Here is a 25642-nt window from a genome sequence, read left to right on the forward strand (position 1 = left end):
GGGTAAGGCGAAGCCGCCACCCGGCACAACCCCATTAGCTAAACACCACCTGCGCCCAGCGCGCCAGCCCTGCCGTAACGGAGCCAAAGTCATCGCCGCCGGCAATCGGGATCCCCGGCAGCTGTTCCTCCAGCGCTTTCTTGATCAGCGGCGAACGGGCGCTACCGCCAGTCAGGTAAATTACGTCCGGCTTCACTTTGCCGTTCTCAAGCGCCAGTCGCACCTGCTCCAGAATACGCTGAAGCGGCTGAGTGAGCGCCATTTCCAGCCCTTCCTGAGTGATAGCCGTAGCCAGATCGTCACTGATAAACGGCAGCGAAACCGCATGCTCTGGACGATCGGAAAGGGCAATTTTGCTCTCTTCGGCGGTGCGCACCACGCGGTAGCTCAGGCGCTGACGCCACACCTTATACAGCAGCGCGACCTTCTCTGCATCCTGCGCATCACGCACCAGATCGTTGAGGAAACGGCCATTCGCGGTGCTGTAAAAATCACTCTGGGCAGGGACGTCGTTGATGGCAATCGCGTTCCACCACGGCAGGATCGGCAGGGCGATGCCTTTCTCGGTTTGACCGCCCATACCGAGCAGCGGCATCAGGCTCTTGAAGGCCAGGGCAATATCAAGATCGTTACCGCCCACGCGGCAGCCGCTGTGCCCCAGCAGACTATTTTCACGATCGCGACGGTGATGCCACTGGGGACCCATCAGCAGTAATGAGCAGTCGTGTTAGTATGTACACCACAGTAAACGAGATGAGAGAACAAGCGTATGAAGGTTCCCGTATGGAGTTATGCCCGTGTATCAACCCTTTCACAGATTGATGGGTTTGGTATACAGCGACAGGTACAGACTATTAACCAGTTTATACAATATCTGGTACTAGATCACCGCCTACCCTATACACTGGACGTAGACAACATTACTCAGATGGTAGCGGAGGGGAGATCCGCCTTTAAGGGAAAAAACTGGAGTCCTAAGACTAAGCTTGGACAATACCGAAAGATGGTAATGGATGGAGTAGTACCGGATTCTGTTTTGATAGTGGAGAACATCGACCGTTTGACACGTCTAGATCCATTTCAGGCAGTAGAGATTATTTCTGGAATGATTAACAGGGGTACTACTATTCTAGAGATTGAAACGGGTATGACCTATTCACGGTACATTCCCGAAAGTATTACGGTACTAACTATGCAAATCAACCGGGCGAACGGAGAGAGTAAGCGTAAAAGTGTTATGATGCAAAAGAGCCACCAGAACCGCTACGGTAATGTGTCTAAGGTTCGCCCTCGTTGGTTCGATGTAGTAGAACTGGATGGTGTGAAACAATACCGTACTAATGATACGGCAAAAGCTATTCAGCGTATGTATAGTGATTATGCTAATGGTATTGGGGCAGCACAGATAGTACGGACATATGGAAAAACAGATAATGGTAAATCTTGGACACTAGTTACTGTACTACGTGCTCTTAGTGATAAAAGGGTAGCCGATGATCCACGCTATCCACCGATCATTGATAAACCTCTATATGAAAAGGTACAGGCAATGAAATTAGCTACGGGGAAAAAGGGGAATACTCACCAGCGTAATATGCTCAATATCTTTTCCGGTATGGCTAGATGCCCCGTATGTAAACAATCAATTATAGTGAAGCGTAACAGTCATGGTGGCCTTTATACAGTTTGCCTAGGTAAACGTACTAATAAGGATTGTGAAGCTAAGGGAATGGCATACAACGCCCTAGAGCGGCCTTTACTGAATGCTATTAAGGGATTGGATTTTTCAGAAGTATATAATCGTGAAGAATCTAATGTGATTACTCTCCGTGATCAGTGGATTCAGAACGAAAGGGATATTGCGGCATTTCGTGAAAGATTAGCAAAGGCTAGTAGACATGAAAAGTTTGCAATTCTGGATGAACTGGAAACTATCAGTAAGGAACAGGAAGATCTAACTATTCGTCTTAAGTCAGTAGATGCCCCAAAAGATGTACAGTTAGACTTTAATGACGATAAATTAGATCTGAATGTAGATTACCGTATTGAACTAAACAACCGCATGAAGAAGCTTATACAGCGTATTGATGTAGTACGGGTAGATACTTCTAAATCTACATATACAATCTATTGCTCTATCAAGTATTGGACTGATGCTATTACCCACCTTGTAATCATTGATGCCGAGAGTGTTAGAACTGGAAAGGGCGGTACTAACCAATTAACTACTACTCTACGTTCGGTTAGTTCGATTAGTGAGGACGGTACTATATCGGGCAATCCAGACCTGGAAGCCCTCGAATATTGGGAACAGGTTTTTGAAAAAGCCGTAGTGATGGCGGAAAGTCAATTAGATCAATAGCATACGCGATAAACGACAACCTACTAAAATTGGTAGGTTGTCAACCTCTCTCAGTCCTGTATAATTCTTCCAACAAGACGAGCCGCCGTGAAGATACTTAATGTATCGATGGAGGCTTGTTTGCGTCTAAAATATCAATAATTAACAAAACCATAACAAAAGGAAAAGCACAGCATGAGTAACGCCGTTATCAGTGAAAAAGTAACACCATTAGTTGACGCATTTATCAATATTCATTTAGAACCACGTGGTTTCACTTCTTCTATGTCATGTATCATCGATAATGAAGAAGATCGGCAATCTAAGCTTATGCTTTGTGATCCTGCTGATGATATCGGCACTTATCAATTCTATTATGATGATATGCGTGGTGTAGTCGTAGCTAACTACTTTGATTCTAGTATTGTGTACGGTACATATAAAGATGGTAAACAATTTGAAGCAGATTATGATCTACCAATTACCTTTGATGAAATAGAAGGATTGTTACATCTTCTGTACTTAGATAATGCTAGTGCTTATATTGGTATTGATTCAAAGTTTATTGATCACAGTGAACTACTAGCCCGTGATGGTTGGACAGATCGCCGTATAAAGACAGAATTTGGTATTGTACCTAAATGTGAATTAGATCGTGTTAGTTACTACCGCCTAAATGAAGTAATCCAAAAAGAACAATAATAGTTTTTCATATTTTGCCGATACCAATCCATTTTTCGGCGGGGCTACCTTTTGCCCCCTTTTTTAAGTAAATCTACTAAATATCTCTAGGTTCACTACTTGGAGATAATAATAGTGTTAGATTGGGTAATTACTTCTGCTGTACTAATAATCGGCTTTATAATAATGGTTACGGGTTTAATCCAGTGGGTTTTCATTGGATTCATGGCATACCTACTAATTCTAGTAGTTATGGGGATTTTAGGCCGTATTTGGCTATGTTTTCAGAATCCAAATGATAAATAGATATGTAGTTAAGACATTACTACAAATAATTGTTAGAAACTTGGGACAGATTAAAATTTTGTCCTATAATAAGGGTATCTAATAAAAATCTCCTCCAATGATATTTTAGCCCCATGGCAATCATGGGGTTTTTCTCATCGGAAAAAATCAACAAAAAGAATTCTTTTCACAAAAGGATAAAATATGAAAGAAATCAAATCACACCCAGTAAGTGTAAAACTAAATGATGCTCAAGTACAACTACTTGAAAAGCTAATACAGGAAGGTAAAGCAAAAACTAAAGCTAGTGCCTTACAATATCTAATCAATGAAAAACTAATTCTAGGGGAAAGTAAGTAATGGAAAGGTATATCAACGCAGCAAATAAACAATTTGAATCTAGTACGTGGGAAGTTCATAAACATTATCCAACACTACTAATATGTGAAGAGGGTCAACTATTCGATACTATTTCATTCAGACTATGTAAGCAGTCATTCAATGGTAGGTATGATGAAGGGGGTTATATGTTCATACAGAAACCCACAATACTAAATGTACATGATCTAATGGGTAGTCATTACCTCCCACCAAAAGAGCATTCAACCTACGTATACAATCATATTGATGAAGATAAGCGTAATAACCATCGTTCTAATATCGAGATAGTACCGAAGGATGTAAACAACGTTAGCGGTACTAAGCGTAATGAACCATTATCGTACTATGAGTACTCAATAGTAATGAACCATTATTCATTCGGTGAATGTAGTCAGAATGGCCTACGTAAGTATGTACAAGGGGTATTTGGTAAAGATACGGATGATACTCTCTATACTCGCTTAGTGAAGGGAGAAACATACAAATCATTCTATGAGCGTCTAAGTAATGAAGATCCAGACATTATTGATCGTATCAGTTCTGTACTATCTATACGCGGTCGCAAATAAAAAAAGGCGTTACAGTGGGAGAAACACCGTAACGCCATTAAGTAACGAACATCATTTTTATAAAGGTATTTATCATGACAAAAAAGAAAGCCCCAGAAGAAAAAAAGAAAGCGGGACGTAAACAGGAAATAAAAGATAACTTTGATTTGTTTTGTCTCTTCAAAGAAGTAACAGCAATGAATGAACTATCGGGTAAATGCCGACTAGTAATTTCTGACACTATCAAAGTAATTATGGGCGGTTCTAAAGAAGCATACGCACCACGTAAGATTTTCCATATCATCCAGAATGAAAGCAAGATTAGTAGAGAGACAGTAAAACGCAGGATTGAAGGAAATGAAATATTCGGTCGATTCTCATATAGTGATGAATCAGTGAAGAAATATAAACGTGTAGTATTGGCAGTGGTAAAAGCACTAGAGGAAGAACTAGAGAAGGGTACACCACTATTGAAGAGTGATCCCGATGCTCACAAGTATCTAAACGCCGATGAAGCACAGGAGTTACGTACTATGATCAGTGATGGTAGGACTAAGGAAGAGTTAGTAGCCTATATTCAGGGGCTAATGTGACCGTAATTAGGGTATTTTATCGATACCTTAATTGCGGTACGAATACCCTAATTCGGGTCATTTTGGTCAGTTTTCATACAGAAATCACTACATATAGTGGTGTATATGGCTAAAACCAACTATATATGGGGTATCCCGAATTAGGGTAACATATATAGAATATATTAATACTCTAAAACAATGGAGTGTAACCACTCCGAAGATCAAAACACTCGCAAGCTCGCATTTTGATCTTAGAAATAATTAATAACCAACCATTGCCGATTTTCTCGCTATCGCATCGAAAACCCGACAAGCGGCCTTTTCTCGCTCTGCTCAAATCCAGTAGGTGTAGGTACTCAAGAGATACTACTCAAAGTCAGTTATTCAAAGTCTCTTGAAGTCGCCACGCAGTGAACGCCGCAGGTGTGAACGAGTCCCGCCGCCATTAATCAACTAGTACCGAAGGAGTACGCACAATGTCAAAACAAAAACCCGCTAAGTGGTCAAAACTACGTAAACACATACAGAAGCAAGGAGGCCAATCAAACGGCCTCTATAACGCTCCTAAACGCTCACCCTTAAGCGACACTCCGCAGGTAAGCCCAACTAAGTTAGAGCTACTAACGGCCTACATAGAGCGATACAAGGCCGATAACGGGCGTATGCCGTCATACACTCACCTAAACAGTGAATTCAATATGAGAGCTACTAAGGCGTACTATTCTACGCTAATTAGTAAATAGATATGTAAAACATTATAGGAGAAGAAAATGAATCTAAGCCGAAATATCATAAAAAATATTAGGTATATGCTGGCACATGGTCACAATCAGTTACTGGCTGAATTATATCTACCTAATACAGTTCTATATGGAAGAAAGATGTATGTTGGTGATGTACTACCTACAATACTTGAAGATGTTATCTATATTATCCACGTAGAGGGTGATAAGAAGATATTAGAAATTCCAGGCGGGATTTATACTAATGAAGAAATTGAATACATCGTAAGTAAAATGGATGAACCTGAAAAAGAACTATTCAAAGTAAACGATGGTGTACTAGAAGTTACGGCATGACACATTCTATAAGCGTACCCCTGAATTATAACTTGAATCTATTCAGGTGTTACCACAGAGAAATAGTAAAACATGAAGGTTACTATACGATAACCTTCTATATGGATTACCAAGACTACATACAACTAATAGGAAAACTAGAATGAAACAACAATATAACGATGTACGCCATATCAATAAATTCATCGATGAAGGAAACCCTGAAGTAAAAGCCTACATTGAACAGCGTGAAGATGAAATTACATGGCTATCCGAGAATCTACTAATCCTCGCAGAAGGGCTAGAAGGTTGGGAAGATGTAGTAGAGAACCTAAAGCAAGACCTAGAGTTTTACAAAGAACGTGATGAACGTCTTGGACGCAAATAATAAAAAGCCCCTTCATTGGGGCTTTGCTTTTTCTACGTGGTAGGCGGCGAAGTGGAAAGCCGTAAACTCTCCTGGTAATGCGTTATTCTTATGTACCGTTCTATATTTCCCGTCCTCCCCCTTAACTACCGCACCTACATACTTTCCATCTATCATTACGTCTGTAATCGAACCACGTTCATTATAAGTTACCATTTGTACCTCCTGATTAGCTAGTGTTAGTACTATATAATAGCTAAATAGGTAAAACAAGAGGTAATCATATGAAATACACAATTTATAATAACAATCCCAAAAACTTTAAATTCACCTATGAGGTGAACGGACAACCACAGAAAGCACAGCTATCTACTATCAATGATACATACGTAGGCATTGCCCCACGTAAGCTAGTACAGATCAATCCATACGGGCGTATCTATGGTGATGGTGCGGAGATCACCCAACATACTATGACCGAAGAAGAATTCTTCCAGAACTCTACGATAGACCCACTAGCAGAACAGAAGAGGGTAGCCGCACAGCTACTAGAGGCATTCTATAACAATGGTAATGAAATGACCGAGGAACTACTAGAGCTAGTACTAAACCCACAGCCATTAGCTAAAAATAAAAAGTCTAAGAAATCATAACATTAGCTATTAATAGTGAAATAATTAGCTATTAGCTATTGATCGCATTAGCTAATGCCATAATAATAGCTACCAAGACGAACGGCAGGGGGAGCGATGGAACTAAAAGTAGAAGGTGACATAATTTTAGTATTCGACGATTACGGAAAGAAAGCGGGTAGTGTAGTACTAAGCCGACACCCCCGCCACCGTAATAAACCTTACTCAGATGGTAAAGGCTGGCACACTACTAAAGAGCAAGCCTTACTAGCTCTAATCACTAGGAAACGCTTAAATGTTAAACTCTAAATTATCTGTACCAGTAATGCCCGTACGCAACATTAGCTATAAAGGCTATCCAATCACGATTACTTGCGTAGCTGGTGATACCTTCATCTACGAAATGGCAGAGAATCAACGTATCATTGAAAGTGGTAATGGTTCACATATTCTCTATGTATCAAACAATGGTGTAACCGCAGTTATTGACCGTAACAGCCTTATCTACAAAGAACTGTTACACCGGATCATGAACGGTACGGTACTAGAGGACGGGAACTACCAATATGCCCCCGATACAATTCAATGATGGATGATATTATTCGATTGAATGAACTGTATGTAAAAGCTATCCGTACTCTACCGTTAGATTTTCTGCTAGTAGAGTTTAATTTAGATGTTAAGATGATTCGTGCAATCAGGGAGATCCCAGAGGGGGATCTCTCTAAACTAACCGAAACCAATCAACTCTTAATCTCAGTGAATGAGGAAAAGTTATGTCGTCTATTAAAACAATTACCGCAACAATGATCCGCTCTATCCTGGCTGATGATTTCAATGTAGGCCAACTGGTAGCCGATAGTGAACGCCGTAAGGAACTGGCAGCAATCGCACCAGAAGAAGTAGATGAACTGGTAAGCCGCTTACAGGATGTTAAAGCGTATGTAGCTACCGCACAGGAAGAACGCCGTAGAGAGGCTTTAGAAGCTCTTAAATCGGTAATTGGTGATACGGGCTTTACCTCAGTAGAAGAACTGTTAGCCGCTGCTGGTGGTGTTACTGCTCCAGCTCCAGTAAAGGCCAAGGCAGCGAGCAAGGGTAGCAGTAGTAACAATAAGTCATTCACGGTTGTTATCGGGCAGAAGTCCTACACGGTGATCAATAAGCAGTTGCCAGCAGGACTACGCGATAGTGAAGCCTATCAGACATTGATCAAGGCACGTCCAGAAATGGAAAAAGTAGATAACCTGTTACGTGAGTACTCAACCGATTATCAGGAAGCGTACCCACTTAACGCAATGTGGAACGGTAAAGAATTCCATATTAATAGCCGTGGTAAACTCAATGAAGTATCACAGGCATACTTTGAAGAATTCAAGAAGAAAGACAAAAGCGGGGCAGATGATAAAACACTGCTAGCCCAATTCAAAGCTAAAGTGTTAGCTACTGATTAAGATCACCTCCAATAGCTATTACCCCTGATTGTTGGTAGTAGCTATTATAGCCTGATTTTATTATTATAATCGTAAATCAATACCAAAGGGGAATAAAATGAAAAAGAAAATTCTTGCTATCGCTATGGTAGCAATCTCTACACCTGCTTTTGCTATGTTCGGCAATCCAATTAGTGAAAAGGTTCCGGCGTGGCAGTGTGAAACTACTATCAAGTTCAATAATGGTGAAAGTCGTCATTATGAATTGAATACACATAACATTTTCAAATCTGCTACCCGCATTGATCACCAGTGGGAATTAGTAGGTAAGGCAGATTCTACGGGCGGTAAACTCACAGCAAAGGTTTATGATCTAAATGGTCGCGGTACTATCGTTTACTACGGTACGGATGGTAATGAATTTGGCCGTGGGGATCTAAAGTGTGGAAAATAAACACCATACTATTCTTTCTACTAATTATCGCAATGGTAATACTAACAACGGGGCTTAATCCAATGGTTCCAAGTCCAGAGGGTTACTAATGAAAATATTAGTACCTGCTCTAATATTTGTAGTGTTATTATATTGTAACTATCATATCTGGAGTCAAATCTTATGAAGAAGGTTGTAGTATTGGCATTAGTAGCATTAGCATTACCCGCACATGCCGTAAATCTCTCTCAGCTAGCACAAGAGGGTATCTGTCAGAGTAACGCCGCCTCATTCTACCCAGAGTGTAAGAAAGCCGCACAGAGCACTACAGAGCGTCACAGTTGCGTGATGGAAGTAGAAGAACGTAAGGGATCACGGGTAAAGCGTTATACACAGTCCGTACGTTTAGATGTAAGTGACCGTACTATACAGGGTTACAACCACATCTATCATGAAGAGGATAACACCGGATCTACTACCATCACCTTTGATAGTCGTACGGGTAAGGGTGTTTATTCCGTAATGGATGCTAATGAAGTGATTCAATCGGGGAACGTTTATTCATGCCGATAACAGAGGCTAAGTTACGCGAGACATTCACGGGAACGGGGGCGTTACTGGTTATCTCCCTTATCCCTGCTGGAGTTATGGCAGCAGAAGCCGCACGTGGTGAATACGTTAGCCCCTTCATTGTATTCCCCCTTGCTTACATCTTTTCAATGGTTGTAGGCTGGCTGGCGATGCTACCAGGACTAATCACCGTACCCCTCGCTAAGAGGTTTAGTATTGAGTCTAAGGCCGCAGGGGTGATCATTTCGGCAGTCTATTTCATCCTTTACTTCTTCTGTACGGGAATGTTCCTTCAATTGCTCGTAGTACTAATCTTTGATGTAAGCACTATGAAACAGTTGGGTTTTATCGTTGGAATAGTTACCTTAGTATCATCTTGTATACAATGCCGTAAGATGTACGACAATCTGCTTTAATAATAAATACCCTCATGAATAACACATGAGGGTTTTTTTATGTCCTACGAATATACGAACGAATATTATAATACACACTTCACATATGATATGGATGATACTATTCATATCATCACGCCAAACTTCCCCAATCTCTATTACTCAGTCCAGAACAATACGTACACCCTAGAGGATGGTACGGCTATCACTCCAGAAATGAATAGCTACTATGAGAATGAAATAGAGGTAATACTCTACCGTGCTAAATACCCAGAGGAATAACCAAAGGGGGATAGTATGGAACTATTCAAACACTACAGTAACGGTACTACGCATATAGATAACGATGGTGAATACCACGGCTATCTACCAGAACGCCAAGACAAACTATTAGCATTGAATATCAATCATAATGATTATGTTATTAATGTTTATGAAGATGCCTTAGTAATCCAATATAAATATATGACAATGATATATGAACATTCATTCACCGTTGGCCGTTGGCGTTATAACCTCGCAGCACTCCAGACCTACCAGCACAATGAGAAGAAACAATTAATCTATATGGATAGCCTACTACGTACCCTTATCAGTGATCACACTATAGAAGGATGCCACGTAGGGGACTACAACGCTATTCAGTTAATCAATAGTCATAGGGTCAATGATACCCCACAGGGTAGGTAGTAGATGGGCTTAGAGGGGCTTACAGAGCGTCAGGCTGAAAGTGAATTTCTATTCAATAAAGTGAATAAAACGATTTAGTACTAGCCCAAATGAGAAAAACTCGTAAATATCGTAAACCATTGAAATATAACAAGTTTTTCGATGGTTCCTCCCCAGGAGGGGCTAAAATGCGAGTTTTCAGCCGCGTATTGTAATAATTATATGTTACATTATAACAATAACCCGAAACGAAAATGAATAAAACATGAATAAAAAGTGAATAAGATGAAACCTATTAGTATGAACCAGTTAGCCAAGGAATATGGCTATGATGAATCTAGTGTTAGGCAATGGCGTGATCGTGGTATGCCCGTTGGTAAAGATGTAGACCAATCAGAAACGCGAGCATGGGTAGTACAGAATATTATTAACCCACTACGCCACACCGACACTAAAGAACAAATAGAACAAGAGCGACTAAAGAAACTAAAGGCCGAAGCAAGCCTAGCAGAATTAGAATTAGCTCAAAAAGAAAATACCGTAATCAGTAGTGAATATATTGAGACTGTACTAACAGCCTACCTATTCAAATTGAAAACTACAATACGTTCAATTCCAAGTAAAGTTTATCTAGAACTATTCGCAATGGATAATGCGAAAGATCTACGTGATAGATTAAAAGATGTTATTGATTCAACATTAATTGATTTAGGAAATATGGAATTCGAACTACCCGAAGATATGGAAATCTTAGATGAAGAAGAACAACAAGATGAAATTAACGGATCTACTGATGAAAGTAGTTCCGACGATGAAACCCCCGATCAAACAGAAAACGAGTGATTGGATTAAAACTAGTGGGGCAATGAAATTAGTAGATGGTCCAGGAATGGGGCTTGATTATATTCCTTGGAATTTCCAATGTGAACCAATGGATGTAGCACAGGATCGTAGTACTAAAAAGATAGTTATTCAGGCGTGCTCACAACTTCTAAAGACACAGGTTATGACCGCAATAGCAATTAATAAAATGTATAACGATCCCGCTAACTTTGCTTTTGCCTCTAGTAGTGAAGATGATATTAAAAAGTTTAAACAGGGTAAGTTTATGCCAGTGGTAGAAACCTCTCCTGTACTATCAAATATCGTAACGAGTAAATCAGATAAGGCCGCAGCCAATAACGCCAAACAAACAGAGCTACGTAATGGTACGTTTATCTACTGGCTTAATATGAATACCCCAAAAGATCTACGTGGTATTACATGTTCAACCGTACTACTCGATGAAGTATCAAACCTAGAGATTGGCGAACAAGGCAACCCAATTAAACTAGCAGAAGGGCGTACATCTACTTTTGGTGAGGACGCATTAACAGTAGTAGCAAGTACGCCACTGTTTAAGAATGACCTAATCAATAGTGAATTCAATCTATCAGATAAACGCTACTGGTTCGTAACGCATGATTGTGGTCATGAATATAAATTTGAATGGGAACAAGTACAGTTTAAGTTTAAGCAATTAGATAATGGTAGAGCAATACCAGATAGTACTACGGCTAAATTAATTTGCCCCCATTGCCAAGAAGAAATTAGTGAACATAAAAGACACCAGATGGTAGATAAAGGCCGCTGGATTGCCACTAATCCAAATGGTGAAAAAGGTGTAGTCGGATTCGGTATATCTCGTATGTACTCACCATTGGGTACTATCGAAGAAATGACCGCACGTTATGCCGATGCTCTATATAATTTCAATCTTCAAACTTTCATGAATAATGAAATGGGTGAAATCTATGAAGATGAATATCAGAAAGAAGTAGATGTAATTGCCCTAGAACAACACAGGGATAATTCATTCAACCTACATCATATTCCAGATTCAGCATTAGCGATTTGTACAAGTACAGACCAACAGTTAGACCGTCTAGAGACTACCGTAATTGCCTTTGATGAAAAGAATGTATGGGTATTAGGTCACGAGATCCATTACTCACATGATTGTACTAAGGAAGAAGCCCCCGCATGGAATGAGCTAGAGAAATTCCTCAAGCAACAATTTGTGACTAGTACGGGTAAAGCTATCCCCACGTTAGCTAACTTCATTGACTCCGGTAACGCAACCCAGACGGTATATCGTTTCTGTAGTCGCTATTCAAAGTTTCATGCGATTAAGGGTAGTAACTCACCTAATAGTGAACTCTTTAAGAAATCGACTACTCAGGGTAAACGCCTAATTAACCTAAATGGACAACAACAGAAATCTACAATTCGTAAATTACTAAACCATATGTTAGGGGATAATCCAGAACAAGCCCCAACACAATTACATTTTAGTAGTTCTCTCCCCCATGATTACTTTGAACAATTAACCTCAGAGGAATTGAAACCACGTGGTGGTAGATTAATGTGGGGATTAAAGAAAGGGCAGAAGCGAAATGAGGCTCTAGACTGCTTAGTATATTCGATGATAGCACGTGAATACGCAATGACTGTACTTGGAACTAGCCAACCATATAGAAAACTACGTACACATAAAGCCGAAGTAATTAAAACAGAAAGCATAAATAAAGAAGAAACTAAACCCGAAGTAAAACCACAGACAAAACCTAAAGTAGTACATAAACGTACAACTACTGGTAGTAGGTGGTTCGGTAAATAAGGAAATAAACATGGCAAACATTTTACCAGAAAAAATCTATATGCTTACAGTTCCATATGATCAGACGGTAACACTTCCAGCCAAAACAACACTAGTAGTAAATTATCTAACGGGTGGTGCTTCCGTCACTCTCACTAATCCAGATTCAGTAGCTAGGGAATTCACCCTAACTATTGATATGGATATTCCAAACGATAAACTATTTTGTGTACAGATTAGCGGTACTAAAACTATTAATTTTGTTTCTGAAATCATTAATCCAGCTAAGTACACTAATGAGTACTCACAGTTGCTAAAGATGATTAAGGAAATAGATCAAGTAATCGCAGATCGTGTAGCTGGTGGTGGTGTATATAGTACAACAATTAATAACAAGACTTTAATTAGTGAAACACTAACTAACCTAGAGAATATGCGTATTCGTTATATTAAACGTGCTAATGCTCTATGGGCTAGTATGAACGATCAGCCCGTAAATGGTAATGGTAAACCATTTAAGAGTGTAACCGTATTCCGTGATCCTAATTATCCTAACAGATGGGGGACACGCTAATGTTTTGGAAGAAAAAACCACAACAAGTACAGCCACAACCGCAACCACAAGTAAGAGCTACTCCAAGTAAGAAACGCCTAATTGATAAACCTCAATCTAATATGAAGCGAGATCTACAGGCCGTTCGTGGTATGAGTACCCCCGTAATTTCATTTGGGTTTACTTCCGGTACAGGCTCACAAAATATTAATAACTTGATCCGCTGGTTCCTAAGTGATTGGCGTAATGCGTCACGTGAAGCCGTACTAAAGAATCCATTGGGTAGTAAGTATATGAACCTATCCGTAGACGGCGTAGTGGGTGCGGAGGGCGTTTATATCAAGCCTAACCCAACTATTGAGGGTATGAGCCAGGACGAACTACAGAGCCTCTCACAGCGTCTAGAAAAGGCGTTTGATCGTTGGGCTTATGACGCAGACCGTTTTAGCCTGGATGGTTCTATTACCTTTGATATCTTTCAACAGACAGTAGAGAAGATTCGAGTACAGGACGGTGAATGTTTTATCCGTATTCATAATGTGAATAACACAATTAAACTTGAAATCATCGACGCAGCCCGACTAACCCAACTAAATAACCAGTGGTTAGATAATGGAAATTATATTAGTAATGGTATCGAATTTGACCAAAACCATAAACCAGTAAATTACTATTTCTGTATCTACAACCCAATTACCTATACCTATGATGCTACGGCATTTGAAATTATTCCGGCTAAGGAAATCTGCCATTACTTCATCCCTCAACAGATGGGACAGGAACGCGGGATACCGGATATGATTAGTACTAGCAAAACTATGGAAGATCTAAAGAACTTCACCGAGGCGGCATTAATTGCAAAACGTATTAGTGCGAGTACTACGGCATATATCACTAACAATAATAATGATACAGACCAAGTAGAACTAACGGCGGGTGAATCTGATAGTACGGCTACATACTCTGAATATCTTGAAGCTGGTGCTGTATATGAACTAGGTAAGAACCAGGATATTAAAACGGTAAACCCTTCTAATGGTGCTGATAAGATCAATGAATTCACTAGTGAACTAATGGATCAAATCGCAATGGGTTTAAACGTCACTAAACAATCCCTAATGGGTTCTACTGCTGATGCTTCATTCAGTGCGGCAAAACTAGCAGAACGCCTACAGGCAACCACATTTAGAACTCGTAGTAATGTCCTAATTAGTCGAGTACTAAAACCAATCTATCTAGAATGGATGAAATGCGAAATGCTAAATAATAGTAATCTCAATATCTCTTTTAGTGATTTCGATGATGCTATTTGTGCTCGCTATATTCCAGTAAAACCAATCTCACTAGATCCTACTAAGGATATTCAGGCCGAGATTATGTTACTTGATGCAGGACTTAAATCTAAAACTCAAATCATTAGTGAAATGGGCGGCGATCCACGCATTACTTTAGAGGAGATTGAAAAAGAGAAGGAAACAAACACACAGGGAAATACAAATGGAATTGAACCTAAAGAACCAGAAGAGGGAACAGACCGTACCAGTGACGGCGGTTAATGTTGATAAACGTACTATTGAAGTAGCATTTGCAACAGAAACACCAGTTAGCCGTGAACTCAATGGTGAACTATATTTTGAAATCCTACTATGTGATGAAAACTCTGTAGATCGTACCCGTATTAATAATAAGGGTGCGGTACTCTTTAATCATGATCGCGATAAATTACTAGGTGTAGTTGAATCTACTTCTATTGATGCGGATCGCGTTTGCCGTGCAACCCTACGTATTAGTAAAACCGGATTAGGTAATACTATGTGGGACATGATTCAAGAGGGAATTCTATCACATGTTAGTGTGGGTTATAACATTTACGATTACCGCATTGAAGCAGGTAATAATATTGTTGTTACTCGTTGGGAACCAAGTGAAATTAGCCTATGTTCTGTACCTGCTGACATTAATTCAGGTATTGGACGTAGTGAAACTTTGGAATATGAACTAGCTACAGCACATGAGGACGAATCACTAAATAGTAGTGAAGAAACCACTACAGAGGAAAGACTCATGGAAGAACAAGAAGGCATGGAAGAAACCCGCCTAGATAATGAAGCTTATGATATTAAAGAAACGCTTAAAGTAGATAACGATGAAAACGGCGGCGTAGCTGATATTGAATTAAGTGATGGTGAACTAGAAGAGATGTTATCAAAACGTCCAGATCTTCTAGCTAAACTACAAAATAAAGGCGTAGAGCCTGAAACACTAAATAGTAATGATCCAGTAGAAAGCGAAGATACTCGTGATGTAGGCGAATTTGAAGATGCTGATGGTGCTGCTAATCATCCAGAAGATATGGAAGATGACGCAGAAAAAGCAGATCAAGAGCGTAAACGCGAACTTATTTCTATTGGTCAAGTACTAAATGTGGATGTATCAGAAGCAATCGCTAAAGGAATTAGCGTATCTGATTTCAAACGTTCACTAAATAAAGAAAACAATCCTATTAACGTTAAGGAAAACAAAATGGAAAAATCCGTTATTAATGGTCTAATTCGTGCTGCTCAAGAAGGTAAAGCATTTGAAGGTGCACCACTTGAAGTACCAATGAACCAACTACGTGCTACTTCTACTGCTGCTGCTACTGGTGGTTCACTAGTTAAAGAAGTATATGTAGATTCTTATATCGATGTACTACGTGCTAACTCTGTATTTGCACAGCTACCAATTCAGACTTTCTCTGGTCTAGAAGGTGAAGGTGATCTAGTTCTACCTAAACTATCTGCTGATTTCACTGCTATGTTCGATTTCATCGATGAAGGTGCTGATAGTCCTCTAGTAGATACTAAATGGGAACGTATTGTAATGAAGCCTAAGACTTTCTCTGGTTCCGTTCCAATTACCCGTACCCTACTAAAATCAGCAGACGTAGCAGAACGCTATTGCCAAGATGCAATGGTACGTGGTGCTGGTCTAAAACTAGAAAAGAAAATTCTAGATCAAATCGTTGCCGCTGCTCCTTCTGATACTCTAACCGCTGCTCCTACTCAAGTAGATGTACAAGGTGCACTAGCTAAACTAGCCGCAGCAAATGTACGTATCGATAACGTAGTTGCTATCGTACACCCAACTACCGCAGCCGTTCTACGTAGTACACTAGTTGGTGAGAACACCGCCGCTAAATTCATGATTGAAGGTTATCGTTTCGAAGCATATCTATGTGACTCTGTACGTGTTATTGAATCAACACAAGTAGATGCAGGTTCTATTATCTTTGGTGACTTCTCTAATGTAATTCTTGCATCTTGGGGTGGCCTAACTGTAGATCGTGATGATACTACCTATCGTGCATCACAAGGTATTGCACTACGTACCTTTGCTTACATCGATCACGCTGTAGCACACGAAGAAGCATTCCTAGTACTAAAACTAGCGGCGTAACAATTATGCGAGCTTTTACTAACAGTCAAAGTGATATGTTTTTAAAAGCTTTCGGTGAAACCGTACAAACCATTTCGGGAACCACTTTTCAAGGAATTCTTGAAACGGTTCCCGTTTCTATTTCTTCTGGTACGGGCGGTTTTATTGAAGGTTATGAAACATATTGCACAGCAAAGAAAATCGATACAACTGATGTAGTAATTGGCACTGTACTAGTAATCCGTGGGGTAAATAATGTTGTAAATAACATTGTAGATGATCTATCGGGAATGGTTGATATCTATTATCGAACCGAAGAAGGTCAATCATTCGCGGAGGATTATTAATGAGCCAACTAGTAACAAAGGTACGACAAACATTTAAAGAACTAATTAAATCAACAAAAGATATGACAGTTGGACGTGATGCCGATGTATTCGCAGAAGCCGCATTTAATTTCGATTTTGAAAGCGTTAACTATGGTCAATATCCACGCCAAGTAGGTAATTTCACCGTTCAATATATTGTTAGTCCTAAACCAGAAAGTGGGAATACAGCCCCTAGTGTTACCTATGATCAGATCATAGCGGCCTTTGAAACTCTAAAAGCTACTGCTTTTGTTGAAGCTGGTTTAATTCTACTTACTTATTCATATGAACAATCGGACGTAGTAGTAGATCCAACTACTGGAAGTGTATCTCTAGGATTCTCAATAAATATCAGAGCTACAGAGAAAAGGAATTCATAATGGCAAATCTAATCACAGGGAACCTATTCAAACTACTATATAGTGATGATCCCGCAAATAATTTACCCGTTGGTGCTGGTGTATATGAGATTACAAATCTCGCAGCAATGCCAACTTTACAACTTAATAGTACTCAAGTTACCTATGAAACATATGATAGTACCTACACTACTGTACTATTAAGTAATAAAAATATTTCACCTTTTGAAATCATTGTTAACTACGTACCAGATGAGGCTAGTACGGTCTATCTTGATAATAAACAGGACACACGCGAACTATTTCAAGTAATCCTAAACTATCGCCAAACTGACGGTACTATAGATTATGCCGCAGTAGCTGGTTATATCACGGCGGGTAGCGTTACTGGTTCAAAAGATGAAGTAGTACGCAAGACCTACACATTTACTCCACAGGATCTAGTAGTATCCTTACGTACTATTGACTCTCTAGAACCACTATATGAAGGTTCATATGGTGTTGGTAGTAATGGTACGGACGTTCCCCAATATCAACCAGTAACACCAGAAGGTAATAGCTTTATCAAAGTGCCATCCGGTCAAACGGGAAACCCCGCTGGTGCTGATATGATGGGTATCGGCCTAGTAGACGGTACTAGCGTAGCAGAATTCGCAATGACTAAATCCGGTACGCTAAGCCTATATGCAAAGAATGCTACTACTGCTTGGACTCGTATACTTACGGCTACACAGATTCAAAGTCAATATGTACCAATTAACCGTACAGTAAATGGTAAAGCACTAACTAATAATATCACTATTGATAAGTCTGATGTAGGTTTAGGTAATGTAACTAATGATGCACAGCTAACTATTGCTAATAATCTTAGTGATCTTGAAAGTGTTGATACAGCACGTGCTAACCTAAATGTATATTCTAAGACTACCGTAGATACTAAAGTAGCTGCCGTACAGACAAGTGCTGATAGTAAATTAGCTAAGGCAAGTAACCTTTCTGATTTGACAGATAAAGCAGTAGCCCGTACTAATTTGGGTGTATATTCTAGTACAGAAAACGATTCTAAATATCTTGCAAAAGCCGCTAATCTCTCAGACTTAACTAATGTATCAACTGCCCGTACCAATCTTAGTGTTTATTCAAAAGCCGAGAGTGATGCGGGTTATATGGCACGTGCTAAAAACCTATCAGACGTTGTCAACGTAGCAACTGCCCGTACTAATTTAGGTCTTGGAACTGTAGCGACTCGTGATGTGGGTACTAGTGGATCTACCATACCCGTACTAAATGGTACTAATACATGGTCGGGAATTCAAACATTTGATGCTCAAATTATTAATTTTGGTCAGAATGCTACCTCCTCTGGTGTAGGTATAGAAATTGGTTCATTAAAGACTGCTGGAACTTCATATATTGATTTCCATAGTTCCGGAACTACGTCTGATTATGATGTGCGGATTAGTGTTGGTGGTGGTAGTTCAACTACATTAGGTAATATGTATTTTTATGCGGCAAACGTTAATATTCCCACTTTGGCACTTACTAACGATTTATCACTAGAACATGGCGGTACAGGTGCAAGTGACTATGATCAAGCATTAATTAACCTCAATGCAATGAAATTTCAACGTAGTTCATTGAGTGCTAGTGATAACCTAAATGATTTTAATGGTAATAATCCTGGCTTTTATTATTGTACTATGAACGTTGCGGCTACTATAGCTAATAATTATCCAGTAACACAAGCAGGTTCATTACTAGTACAGCGTAATGGTGCTAACGGTGTTGCGGGTTGTACACAACTGTATTTTCCATATAATAGTAATGATATATATGTTCGGACTTACTATGTTGCTAGTCCGGCGTCATGGTCAGATTGGAATATCCTCCTACAAAGAGGTTCTTATGGATTAGGAATTGATTTAGCTGCTCAATCAAGTACACCAATTAATTCACTTGGGGAAACTACACCAACTGGTTTTTATTATACGTCTAATGAAAATACATTAGGTGGAGTAACCAGTGATACCACATATGTAGTAACTAATCGTGGTGGGCGTCCTACTGCTTCAGCAAGCAAGTACGTACAACAACGTTCTTGGGATGGTTACTTTATGGGTAATAATGGTTGGACTTGGAAAGAAAAAGCATATATGGGTGCGGTCAACCAAGGACAATTAAAAATTCAACAAAACGGTGAAGCAGTTCGACTAATACAGTCTGTAGGTGGTGCTTGTTATATTATGGCTATGACGGATGATAGTAATACCATTGCTAACCGTCGCTGGTATGTTGGTAACGGTGGAAGTGATAATACAGTTGTTCTATATAACAGTAAAGTTAACAATAATATGAACTTACAAAGTAATGGTGCTGTACTAATACAATCTCGCTCAGATGGGACAGGTTCAGGAACTGTATATAATACGGTATTCAATACTAACGGTACTATTTCCGGCCCACAGGGAACCGTACAACAGGTAGCCTCAGATATTCGTTTAAAGTCAGATGTAGTACCAGCTAAAGAAGGTGCTCTAGAACGAATTAATGCTATTGGATGTGTTGAATTTACATGGGATTGGGAAGGACGCCGTGATCGTGGTTTTATCGCTCAACAAATAGCGGGAATTGATGATCTATATACATTCACACCGGATGTTGAAGGGGCTTATCTTAACTATTCAATGACGGCTTTAATGTCTGATACTTTCGGTGCTATTCAAGAGCTAACCTCTATTAAAGATAGTCAAGCTAGCAAAATTGAATCATTAGAAAATACTATTGAAAGTCAACAATCACAAATTGATGAACTAAAAACACTAGTACAGCAATTACTAAATCAAGATAAATAATACAGAGTAGGGTAATGGAATTGCCCTACCAAATCTAACTTATATAAGGAAATAAAAATGGCAATGGATATTTTTGCTGGTAGTCATATTCGTGCATTCATTGGTACTAATGGTGCTACCGTAGCTACTGACTTTAAAGAGATCCCAGAACTAGCAAGTTTTGTAATGGGTTCTAAAGAATCAACCGTTATTGATGTTGTAACATATAATCAAAGTTATAACCGTAAACTATTGGGTACTCAGTCGATCGCTAACATTGATCTACAAGTAAACCTACTACCTGATAATGAAGTACACCAACTTCTACAATCACACTTTACCGATCAAACCCGCTGTCAGATCCGTCTAGAAGCTTATGAAAACGGCACTATGACTACTGGTTTTTATGAAACGTATCGTGCTTTTGTTAGTACCGCAACTACTGAAGGTTCTAAAGATGAAGTAGTAAAAGCTACTTTCACCCTAGCTATCGATGGTGCTCCACTTGAAGAAGGTCTACTACCGAAAGGTGAATAACAAATAGGGGGCTAAATGCCCCCAAACTAATATAAAGGATTATGTAAATGAACTACTTAGATAAAATTAAAAACGCAATGAAGCCAAAACTACAGGAAGTAGAAATTAATGGTATTACTTTTTGGGTTCATCGCCCTTCTGTAGCTGATTTCGCTAAATGTGACTCAGCAGAGAATACAATTATTCATTGTGTTAAAGATGAAAACGGCGATCCAATCTTTGCTAATGAAGATGTAGATGGACGTGTAAACGTAAATCAACTTGATTACGTACTAGCAGGTAAACTAAATGCCGCAGTAATTAAACTAACCGTAGAAGATGAAACTGATTCTATCGAAAAAAAATAATTACCTCCCCAGATCTACGCTATTACCTCAAGATGATTAATAAACGTGGTCTATCACCAGAAGAATTTGAAGAAGTAGATGAAGAACTATTTAAATATTTGATGATTTATGATTCTTTCATTGAACCTTCTGGTGCTCGTTTTGAAATGTTAAAACACGCTCACCTATGCCAAACAATTACCCTTAATAATTCGAATATGACTAAGGACGTGGCAAAAAGTATTAAGACTATTGATTATGATTTCCTAGGTATTCTGGATGGGGGTACTACTAAAGAGCGTAAAGAAGCTAGAGAGAAACAGAAATCTAGTGAAACACAAAGTTACCTCGCAAATAAAATGCAAAAGTTAAAGGATAAAAAGAATGGCAAATAATGGTGAAGATATCCGCGTTAGGTTATTAGGTGATCCCAGTAATCTAAAGCGTGCAATGCGTGAAGGTACAGACGCAGTAGAAGATTTTGGTAGTAGGGCAGGCGGGGCAGTGGAGGAATTCACAGGCCGCTTTACTGGTATGGCTGCTGGATTCGGCACGGCAATGACAGGTATAGCCGCTGCTGCTGCTATCGGTATTGGTGGATTAACCACTATGGTTAATTCAAGCCGTGATTATGTTCGTGAAATGAATGAAATCAGTAGGTCTACTGGTCTATCCGTAGTACAGCTACAACAGCTTGGAAATGCTTTTAGTGGCCTTGGGCTACAAATGGATAAATTCGGAGACTTTAACAAAGATACACTAGATAAATTAGGTGATGCTTTCCGTGCGGGTGGTGGTGTATCTGATGACTTAAAAGAATATGGTTTAAATCTTCAGGACTATAACAAATATCTAAAACAGGCTGATGGTGGTATGAAAGCAGTTATTCATACTTTCTATGCTATGCGTGATGCAGGTAAATCACAGGGTGAAATTGTCAACGTAATGGAAACATTGGCAAGTGATTCATCACATATGATTAGTACTTTACAAGGTTTCAATAGTGAATCCGAAGCAATGACCTATATACAAAGTCAGAACGCCGCAGTAAGTAATGAAGCCGCAGAGAAATACGCAGAATTTGATAAGAATCTAACCAAACTTACTACTAATATTAAAGGTACTATCGCAGATGGTTTAACTCCACTAGTTAATGCTATGAATGGTGTATATGATGCAGCAAACCAAAAGCCGCACGATGCAGGACTATTCACCGATTTAAATAACCGTATTAAAGAGTCTAAAGGTTCTCTACAGGATATGTTAGATATTTGGGAGAAACTACGCCAAGCTGGAGCATTAAACTATCAAGGTGCGGCACTACATACAGGTTCAATGGATAACGGTACTAAAGATCCGTACGCACAGCAAAAAGCAAATTTAGAAGCATTGGCAAATAACCTACAAGGTGATCTAGCTGCTATTAATGCTCCTAAAGGTGGTTGGGAAGATGTAGGTAAAAAACAGGAAGATGCAGCCAAGAAAGCCGAGCAATTACGCAAGCAAGCAGAAGCCGCACAAAAAGCCGCAGATACTAAACGCCTACAGGCACAGCGTAATCTAGAAAACGCACTAGCACAGGTTGGTGAAGATGGTTTTAAGATCCGTCTACAACAGTTCGATAGACAACAAAAAGCCCTACTTAAGACAATTGAAGATAGTGCTAAAGTGTTGGGAATATCACCTAGTGAATTGAAAAGCTATAAAGATGCCGCTAATGCAAGTGGTGCTACTAAACGTAATGATCTTATTAATGGAATGATTGGATATAGTGATCCTAACCAAAGTCTAAAAGATACTAATGGTTTAATTGGTTCCGGTGCTTTAAATGATTCACAGAAAGGCTATCTAGCTAATCAACAGAATCAACGTATCTCTGGTAGTAATCCATTCTCTGATGCTGCCGCAGCGAACCAGAAACAGCAATTAGCAGATAATAATGAAGCCCTACAATTAGAATTAAAACAGAATGACTTACTATTAGCAGGTCATGAAGATTATGAAAAACGTAAGGCAGAAATTACGGCTAAGTATAACGCTCAGGCTATAGATATTGAAAACCAGAACGCACAGGCACAATTACAGATCTTTGGTGACACTGCCGACAGTCTAGCTAATGGTATGGCTGCTGCTTTTGGTGAAAGTTCGGGTGCTGCTCAGGCGGCCTTTGCGATCAGTAAAGGTATTACGATGGCACAGACTGTACTATCTATCCAATCAGCATTAGCACAGGCGTTAGCAACTCCATTCCCTGCTTCATTGGCAAACTATGCTCAGATTGCTAGTTTAGGTATGAGTATTATCTCAACTGCTAAAGGTGCTAGTAGTGGTCAATTCCACGGCGGTATAGATTCAGTGCCAGCAAGTTATGATAATAAATCATTCATGCTTAAAAATGGTGAACGTATCGTACAGCCCGAAGCTAATAAAAAGCTTACGGCGTTTCTTGATAATCAGGCTAATAACTCTAGTAGTAGTGGTGATGGTATTACTATCTATTCCCCACTAATCGTTAAAGGTAACGTAGACGATCCAGAAACCTGGAATAAGATGATGAAGAAAAACCAGAATAACGTAGCACAAGCTGTTAGATCTAGTCAGAAAAGAAATACATAATCCAAGGGGGCTACGGCTCCCTTTTTTATTATAAATACAGGAGACATTTTATAAGGAAATAAAAATGGCGACTTTCACTAATTCAATTAAAGTGACCAATGTAACTCTATCTAGTACCGTACCCCAATATTCACAAAGGGCGTGGACGGGCGTAGAACTACGTAGATTAGTTGGTATTCAATACTACAAACTTCAATTCACACTTAATTTTGAAGTAAAAAACCGCCGTGAGGTTCAGGCATTCATTGCAGAATATCAGGCAGGAAAACCATTTACACTATCACTAGGTAGTGCGGGACTATATCAGGGTACACAAACAGGTGCTGTAACTGCTACCGCTGCCGCTACTACTGGTTCAATGGTAATTAGTACTAATACGAATAACTTACAGGCTGGTGATATGATTCAATTCACAAGCCATAAAAAGCTATATCAAATCGTATCTAAGACGGCTAATAGTATCACTATCTTCCCACAACTACGCCAGAACGTAGGGGTGAATGAAGTTATCAACTATAACAACCTCGTAATTGAAGCACGTCTAGACGTAGATCAAACCTTTGATATGGGTATTAGTAATGTTACCTCTATTCAATTCAACGCAACGGAGAATTTGTAATGGATGATTTACTAACTAATCCCGATTTAATTAAATATTGGAATCAATTTATGGGGGGTAATAAGACGGTACTAACCATCGCTAATATTATGGATCTTGCAATTCATGTAACGGCTTTTGAAGTATTACCCCGTTCTATGAGTGCTATCTATTGGAATGATGGTTTTGCTACCCTAGAAATGGATGGTAAAACATATACCCCATTCCCAGACTTAGTACAGGATTCTTTACCTTCATTCTCAGAAGAGAAAGGTATTAGCAATGACGCAATTGATTTCACTGTTTCAAACGTAGATAACGCTACTCGTATTGCTGCTATGGCGGGTGATCTTGATAATGCCAAGATTAATATCTTACTCGTTATCCTAAACCCATATACTAGTGAACCACTATATAGTCAATTACTATTTTCTGGCTATGTAGAAAATTTTGAATGTACGGTTAATCCATTTAGTGAAGTTAATGAAATGAAAGTAACCGTGAATAGTATCTATCAACGTCTAGACCGTACACCCAAAACCCTAGCGGCAAATAGTGTTTACCAATCTTATTATCCAGGTGATCAAATTATGTCACTACTAGGACAAGTAAACAAAGAAGATCAAGTATGGAGATATAAGTAATGGATCATAACGCAGTAGTTCAAATTTGCCAGGATGCTCTAGATAACCCATTTAAGCAGGGTACTAATGATTGTAATGTCGTAGTACTAAAACTTGTCGATCTATTAACTGGTTCGGATTGGTATTCTCAATGCCGATTTAAGACGCTTAAAGGGGGCTTGAAGCAATTGAAGGAACTAGGGGTAGAAACTACCTTTGAATTAATTCAAGACTGCTTAGAAGCCGTTACACATCCCATAGACGGGGATATATGGCTAGATCCTGCTGATGCTCACACTATGTGTATTGTCATATCTGGACGCCTACTAGGGGTAAATACAGAACATACAGAATTTAAACTAGTACCAAAACGTAAGGATGGTACGTATTACAGAATAAGGAAATAAA

Annotated in this window: 28 protein-coding genes and 1 pseudogene; 27 read left to right on the top strand and 2 right to left on the bottom strand. The window is 39.4% G+C overall.

Annotated elements, in window-relative coordinates:
- Positions 1-34 precede the first annotated feature (34 nt).
- Positions 35-724, bottom strand: a pseudogene (gene yegD, locus ACWKXX_RS07570) (molecular chaperone); the annotation flags it as partial.
- A gap of 45 nt (positions 725-769) precedes the next feature.
- Between yegD and ACWKXX_RS07575 the strand changes: the two are divergent.
- The 6 genes from ACWKXX_RS07575 (at position 770) to ACWKXX_RS07600 (ending at position 6257) form a co-directional block, all read left to right on the top strand.
- Positions 770-2362, top strand: coding sequence for a recombinase zinc beta ribbon domain-containing protein (locus tag ACWKXX_RS07575; RefSeq protein ID WP_454540771.1), 1593 nt, complete (start codon positions 770-772; stop codon positions 2360-2362).
- Between the two features lie 174 nt (positions 2363-2536).
- The gene (locus ACWKXX_RS07580) at positions 2537-3043 is read left to right on the top strand and encodes a hypothetical protein (protein WP_454540772.1); all 507 of its coding nucleotides are present in this window, start codon (positions 2537-2539) and stop codon (positions 3041-3043) included.
- A 468-nt stretch (positions 3044-3511) separates the two neighbouring features.
- Positions 3512-3667, top strand: coding sequence for a hypothetical protein (locus ACWKXX_RS07585; protein WP_165590326.1), 156 nt, complete (start codon positions 3512-3514; stop codon positions 3665-3667).
- Positions 3668-4331: 664 nt separating this feature from the next.
- Positions 4332-4829, top strand: coding sequence for a hypothetical protein (locus ACWKXX_RS07590; protein ID WP_454540773.1), 498 nt, complete (start codon positions 4332-4334; stop codon positions 4827-4829).
- 752 nt (positions 4830-5581) lie between these two features.
- The gene (locus ACWKXX_RS07595; protein ID WP_454540774.1) at positions 5582-5890 is read left to right on the top strand and encodes a hypothetical protein; all 309 of its coding nucleotides are present in this window, start codon (positions 5582-5584) and stop codon (positions 5888-5890) included.
- Between the two features lie 142 nt (positions 5891-6032).
- On the top strand, positions 6033-6257 hold the full coding sequence (locus ACWKXX_RS07600) for a hypothetical protein (protein WP_454540775.1): 225 nt from the start codon (positions 6033-6035) through the stop codon (positions 6255-6257).
- 12 nt (positions 6258-6269) lie between these two features.
- On the opposite strand, the gene ACWKXX_RS07605 is transcribed toward ACWKXX_RS07600, so the two are convergent.
- Complete coding sequence (locus tag ACWKXX_RS07605; RefSeq protein WP_454540776.1) at positions 6270-6452, bottom strand: hypothetical protein; 183 nt, start codon at positions 6450-6452, stop codon at positions 6270-6272.
- A gap of 68 nt (positions 6453-6520) precedes the next feature.
- Between ACWKXX_RS07605 and ACWKXX_RS07610 the strand changes: the two genes are divergently transcribed.
- From ACWKXX_RS07610 to ACWKXX_RS07710, 21 genes are all read left to right on the top strand, one after another.
- Positions 6521-6889: a hypothetical protein gene (locus tag ACWKXX_RS07610; protein WP_454540777.1), complete on the top strand. Its 369-nt coding sequence runs from the start codon at positions 6521-6523 to the stop codon at positions 6887-6889.
- Between the two features lie 274 nt (positions 6890-7163).
- The gene (locus tag ACWKXX_RS07615) at positions 7164-7457 is read left to right on the top strand and encodes a hypothetical protein (RefSeq protein ID WP_228332870.1); all 294 of its coding nucleotides are present in this window, start codon (positions 7164-7166) and stop codon (positions 7455-7457) included.
- A gap of 187 nt (positions 7458-7644) precedes the next feature.
- Complete coding sequence (locus ACWKXX_RS07620) at positions 7645-8322, top strand: hypothetical protein (protein ID WP_454540778.1); 678 nt, start codon at positions 7645-7647, stop codon at positions 8320-8322.
- A gap of 97 nt (positions 8323-8419) precedes the next feature.
- The gene (locus ACWKXX_RS07625) at positions 8420-8755 is read left to right on the top strand and encodes a hypothetical protein (RefSeq protein WP_454540779.1); all 336 of its coding nucleotides are present in this window, start codon (positions 8420-8422) and stop codon (positions 8753-8755) included.
- A 162-nt stretch (positions 8756-8917) separates the two neighbouring features.
- Positions 8918-9307 carry a hypothetical protein gene (locus tag ACWKXX_RS07630; protein WP_454540780.1) on the top strand — a complete coding sequence of 130 codons (390 nt, stop codon included), beginning with the start codon at positions 8918-8920 and terminating at the stop codon, positions 9305-9307.
- Between the two features lie 689 nt (positions 9308-9996).
- Positions 9997-10389 (top strand): hypothetical protein, encoded by a 393-nt coding sequence (locus tag ACWKXX_RS07635; RefSeq protein WP_454540781.1) that lies wholly within the window; start codon positions 9997-9999, stop codon positions 10387-10389.
- A gap of 264 nt (positions 10390-10653) precedes the next feature.
- Entirely contained in the window at positions 10654-11211 is a 558-nt protein-coding gene (locus tag ACWKXX_RS07640) for a hypothetical protein (protein ID WP_454540803.1), read from the top strand.
- A complete protein-coding gene (locus ACWKXX_RS07645) occupies positions 11123-13027 on the top strand; it encodes a terminase gpA endonuclease subunit (RefSeq protein ID WP_454540782.1) in 1905 nt (634 codons plus the stop codon). Before ACWKXX_RS07640 ends, ACWKXX_RS07645 begins: the two co-directional genes overlap by 89 nt.
- A gap of 10 nt (positions 13028-13037) precedes the next feature.
- Complete coding sequence (locus ACWKXX_RS07650; protein WP_454540783.1) at positions 13038-13580, top strand: hypothetical protein; 543 nt, start codon at positions 13038-13040, stop codon at positions 13578-13580.
- The gene (locus tag ACWKXX_RS07655; protein WP_454540784.1) at positions 13580-15115 is read left to right on the top strand and encodes a phage portal protein; all 1536 of its coding nucleotides are present in this window, start codon (positions 13580-13582) and stop codon (positions 15113-15115) included. The genes ACWKXX_RS07650 and ACWKXX_RS07655 overlap by 1 nt, the downstream gene beginning before the upstream one ends.
- Positions 15057-16997, top strand: coding sequence for a phage major capsid protein (locus ACWKXX_RS07660; protein ID WP_454540785.1), 1941 nt, complete (start codon positions 15057-15059; stop codon positions 16995-16997). Before ACWKXX_RS07655 ends, ACWKXX_RS07660 begins: the two co-directional genes overlap by 59 nt.
- A gap of 5 nt (positions 16998-17002) precedes the next feature.
- Complete coding sequence (locus ACWKXX_RS07665) at positions 17003-17323, top strand: hypothetical protein (RefSeq protein WP_454540786.1); 321 nt, start codon at positions 17003-17005, stop codon at positions 17321-17323.
- Positions 17323-17724 (top strand): hypothetical protein, encoded by a 402-nt coding sequence (locus ACWKXX_RS07670; RefSeq protein WP_045349220.1) that lies wholly within the window; start codon positions 17323-17325, stop codon positions 17722-17724. Before ACWKXX_RS07665 ends, ACWKXX_RS07670 begins: the two co-directional genes overlap by 1 nt.
- Positions 17724-20555, top strand: a complete 2832-nt coding sequence (locus ACWKXX_RS07675) for a tail fiber domain-containing protein (protein WP_454540787.1) — start codon at positions 17724-17726, stop codon at positions 20553-20555. The genes ACWKXX_RS07670 and ACWKXX_RS07675 overlap by 1 nt, the downstream gene beginning before the upstream one ends.
- A 57-nt stretch (positions 20556-20612) precedes the next feature.
- Positions 20613-21071 carry a hypothetical protein gene (locus ACWKXX_RS07680; protein WP_454540788.1) on the top strand — a complete coding sequence of 153 codons (459 nt, stop codon included), beginning with the start codon at positions 20613-20615 and terminating at the stop codon, positions 21069-21071.
- A 47-nt stretch (positions 21072-21118) separates the two neighbouring features.
- Entirely contained in the window at positions 21119-21418 is a 300-nt protein-coding gene (locus ACWKXX_RS07685; protein WP_454540789.1) for a hypothetical protein, read from the top strand.
- Positions 21419-21450: 32 nt separating this feature from the next.
- Positions 21451-21792 carry a hypothetical protein gene (locus ACWKXX_RS07690; RefSeq protein WP_454540790.1) on the top strand — a complete coding sequence of 114 codons (342 nt, stop codon included), beginning with the start codon at positions 21451-21453 and terminating at the stop codon, positions 21790-21792.
- Positions 21782-24013 (top strand): hypothetical protein, encoded by a 2232-nt coding sequence (locus tag ACWKXX_RS07695; RefSeq protein WP_454540791.1) that lies wholly within the window; start codon positions 21782-21784, stop codon positions 24011-24013. The genes ACWKXX_RS07690 and ACWKXX_RS07695 overlap by 11 nt, the downstream gene beginning before the upstream one ends.
- Positions 24014-24077: 64 nt before the next feature.
- Positions 24078-24632 carry a hypothetical protein gene (locus ACWKXX_RS07700; protein WP_058700368.1) on the top strand — a complete coding sequence of 185 codons (555 nt, stop codon included), beginning with the start codon at positions 24078-24080 and terminating at the stop codon, positions 24630-24632.
- Positions 24632-25255, top strand: a complete 624-nt coding sequence (locus ACWKXX_RS07705) for a hypothetical protein (RefSeq protein ID WP_058700367.1) — start codon at positions 24632-24634, stop codon at positions 25253-25255. Before ACWKXX_RS07700 ends, ACWKXX_RS07705 begins: the two co-directional genes overlap by 1 nt.
- Positions 25255-25641 carry a DUF6950 family protein gene (locus ACWKXX_RS07710; RefSeq protein ID WP_454540792.1) on the top strand — a complete coding sequence of 129 codons (387 nt, stop codon included), beginning with the start codon at positions 25255-25257 and terminating at the stop codon, positions 25639-25641. Before ACWKXX_RS07705 ends, ACWKXX_RS07710 begins: the two co-directional genes overlap by 1 nt.
- The last annotated feature ends 1 nt before the right edge of the window (position 25642 follow it).

The organism is Enterobacter sp. UPMP2061 (assembly GCF_053709615.1).

Coding starts and splice junctions, on each gene's coding strand:
- ACWKXX_RS07610 (WP_454540777.1), top strand. CDS start 6,521: ATGAAATACACAATTTATAATAACAATCCCAAAAACTTTAAATTCACC.
- ACWKXX_RS07680 (WP_454540788.1), top strand. CDS start 20,613: ATGGCAATGGATATTTTTGCTGGTAGTCATATTCGTGCATTCATTGGT.
- ACWKXX_RS07665 (WP_454540786.1), top strand. CDS start 17,003: ATGCGAGCTTTTACTAACAGTCAAAGTGATATGTTTTTAAAAGCTTTC.
- ACWKXX_RS07660 (WP_454540785.1), top strand. CDS start 15,057: ATGGAATTGAACCTAAAGAACCAGAAGAGGGAACAGACCGTACCAGTG.
- ACWKXX_RS07605 (WP_454540776.1), bottom strand. CDS start 6,452: ATGGTAACTTATAATGAACGTGGTTCGATTACAGACGTAATGATAGAT.
- ACWKXX_RS07685 (WP_454540789.1), top strand. CDS start 21,119: ATGAACTACTTAGATAAAATTAAAAACGCAATGAAGCCAAAACTACAG.
- ACWKXX_RS07580 (WP_454540772.1), top strand. CDS start 2,537: ATGAGTAACGCCGTTATCAGTGAAAAAGTAACACCATTAGTTGACGCA.
- ACWKXX_RS07675 (WP_454540787.1), top strand. CDS start 17,724: ATGGCAAATCTAATCACAGGGAACCTATTCAAACTACTATATAGTGAT.
- ACWKXX_RS07650 (WP_454540783.1), top strand. CDS start 13,038: ATGGCAAACATTTTACCAGAAAAAATCTATATGCTTACAGTTCCATAT.
- ACWKXX_RS07625 (WP_454540779.1), top strand. CDS start 8,420: ATGAAAAAGAAAATTCTTGCTATCGCTATGGTAGCAATCTCTACACCT.
- ACWKXX_RS07645 (WP_454540782.1), top strand. CDS start 11,123: ATGAAGAAGAACAACAAGATGAAATTAACGGATCTACTGATGAAAGTA.
- ACWKXX_RS07615 (WP_228332870.1), top strand. CDS start 7,164: ATGTTAAACTCTAAATTATCTGTACCAGTAATGCCCGTACGCAACATT.
- ACWKXX_RS07670 (WP_045349220.1), top strand. CDS start 17,323: ATGAGCCAACTAGTAACAAAGGTACGACAAACATTTAAAGAACTAATT.
- ACWKXX_RS07590 (WP_454540773.1), top strand. CDS start 4,332: ATGACAAAAAAGAAAGCCCCAGAAGAAAAAAAGAAAGCGGGACGTAAA.
- ACWKXX_RS07630 (WP_454540780.1), top strand. CDS start 8,918: ATGAAGAAGGTTGTAGTATTGGCATTAGTAGCATTAGCATTACCCGCA.
- ACWKXX_RS07700 (WP_058700368.1), top strand. CDS start 24,078: ATGGCGACTTTCACTAATTCAATTAAAGTGACCAATGTAACTCTATCT.
- ACWKXX_RS07620 (WP_454540778.1), top strand. CDS start 7,645: ATGTCGTCTATTAAAACAATTACCGCAACAATGATCCGCTCTATCCTG.
- ACWKXX_RS07710 (WP_454540792.1), top strand. CDS start 25,255: ATGGATCATAACGCAGTAGTTCAAATTTGCCAGGATGCTCTAGATAAC.
- ACWKXX_RS07595 (WP_454540774.1), top strand. CDS start 5,582: ATGAATCTAAGCCGAAATATCATAAAAAATATTAGGTATATGCTGGCA.
- ACWKXX_RS07575 (WP_454540771.1), top strand. CDS start 770: ATGAAGGTTCCCGTATGGAGTTATGCCCGTGTATCAACCCTTTCACAG.
- ACWKXX_RS07585 (WP_165590326.1), top strand. CDS start 3,512: ATGAAAGAAATCAAATCACACCCAGTAAGTGTAAAACTAAATGATGCT.
- ACWKXX_RS07655 (WP_454540784.1), top strand. CDS start 13,580: ATGTTTTGGAAGAAAAAACCACAACAAGTACAGCCACAACCGCAACCA.
- ACWKXX_RS07705 (WP_058700367.1), top strand. CDS start 24,632: ATGGATGATTTACTAACTAATCCCGATTTAATTAAATATTGGAATCAA.
- ACWKXX_RS07600 (WP_454540775.1), top strand. CDS start 6,033: ATGAAACAACAATATAACGATGTACGCCATATCAATAAATTCATCGAT.
- ACWKXX_RS07695 (WP_454540791.1), top strand. CDS start 21,782: ATGGCAAATAATGGTGAAGATATCCGCGTTAGGTTATTAGGTGATCCC.
- ACWKXX_RS07640 (WP_454540803.1), top strand. CDS start 10,654: ATGAAACCTATTAGTATGAACCAGTTAGCCAAGGAATATGGCTATGAT.
- ACWKXX_RS07635 (WP_454540781.1), top strand. CDS start 9,997: ATGGAACTATTCAAACACTACAGTAACGGTACTACGCATATAGATAAC.
- ACWKXX_RS07690 (WP_454540790.1), top strand. CDS start 21,451: ATGATTAATAAACGTGGTCTATCACCAGAAGAATTTGAAGAAGTAGAT.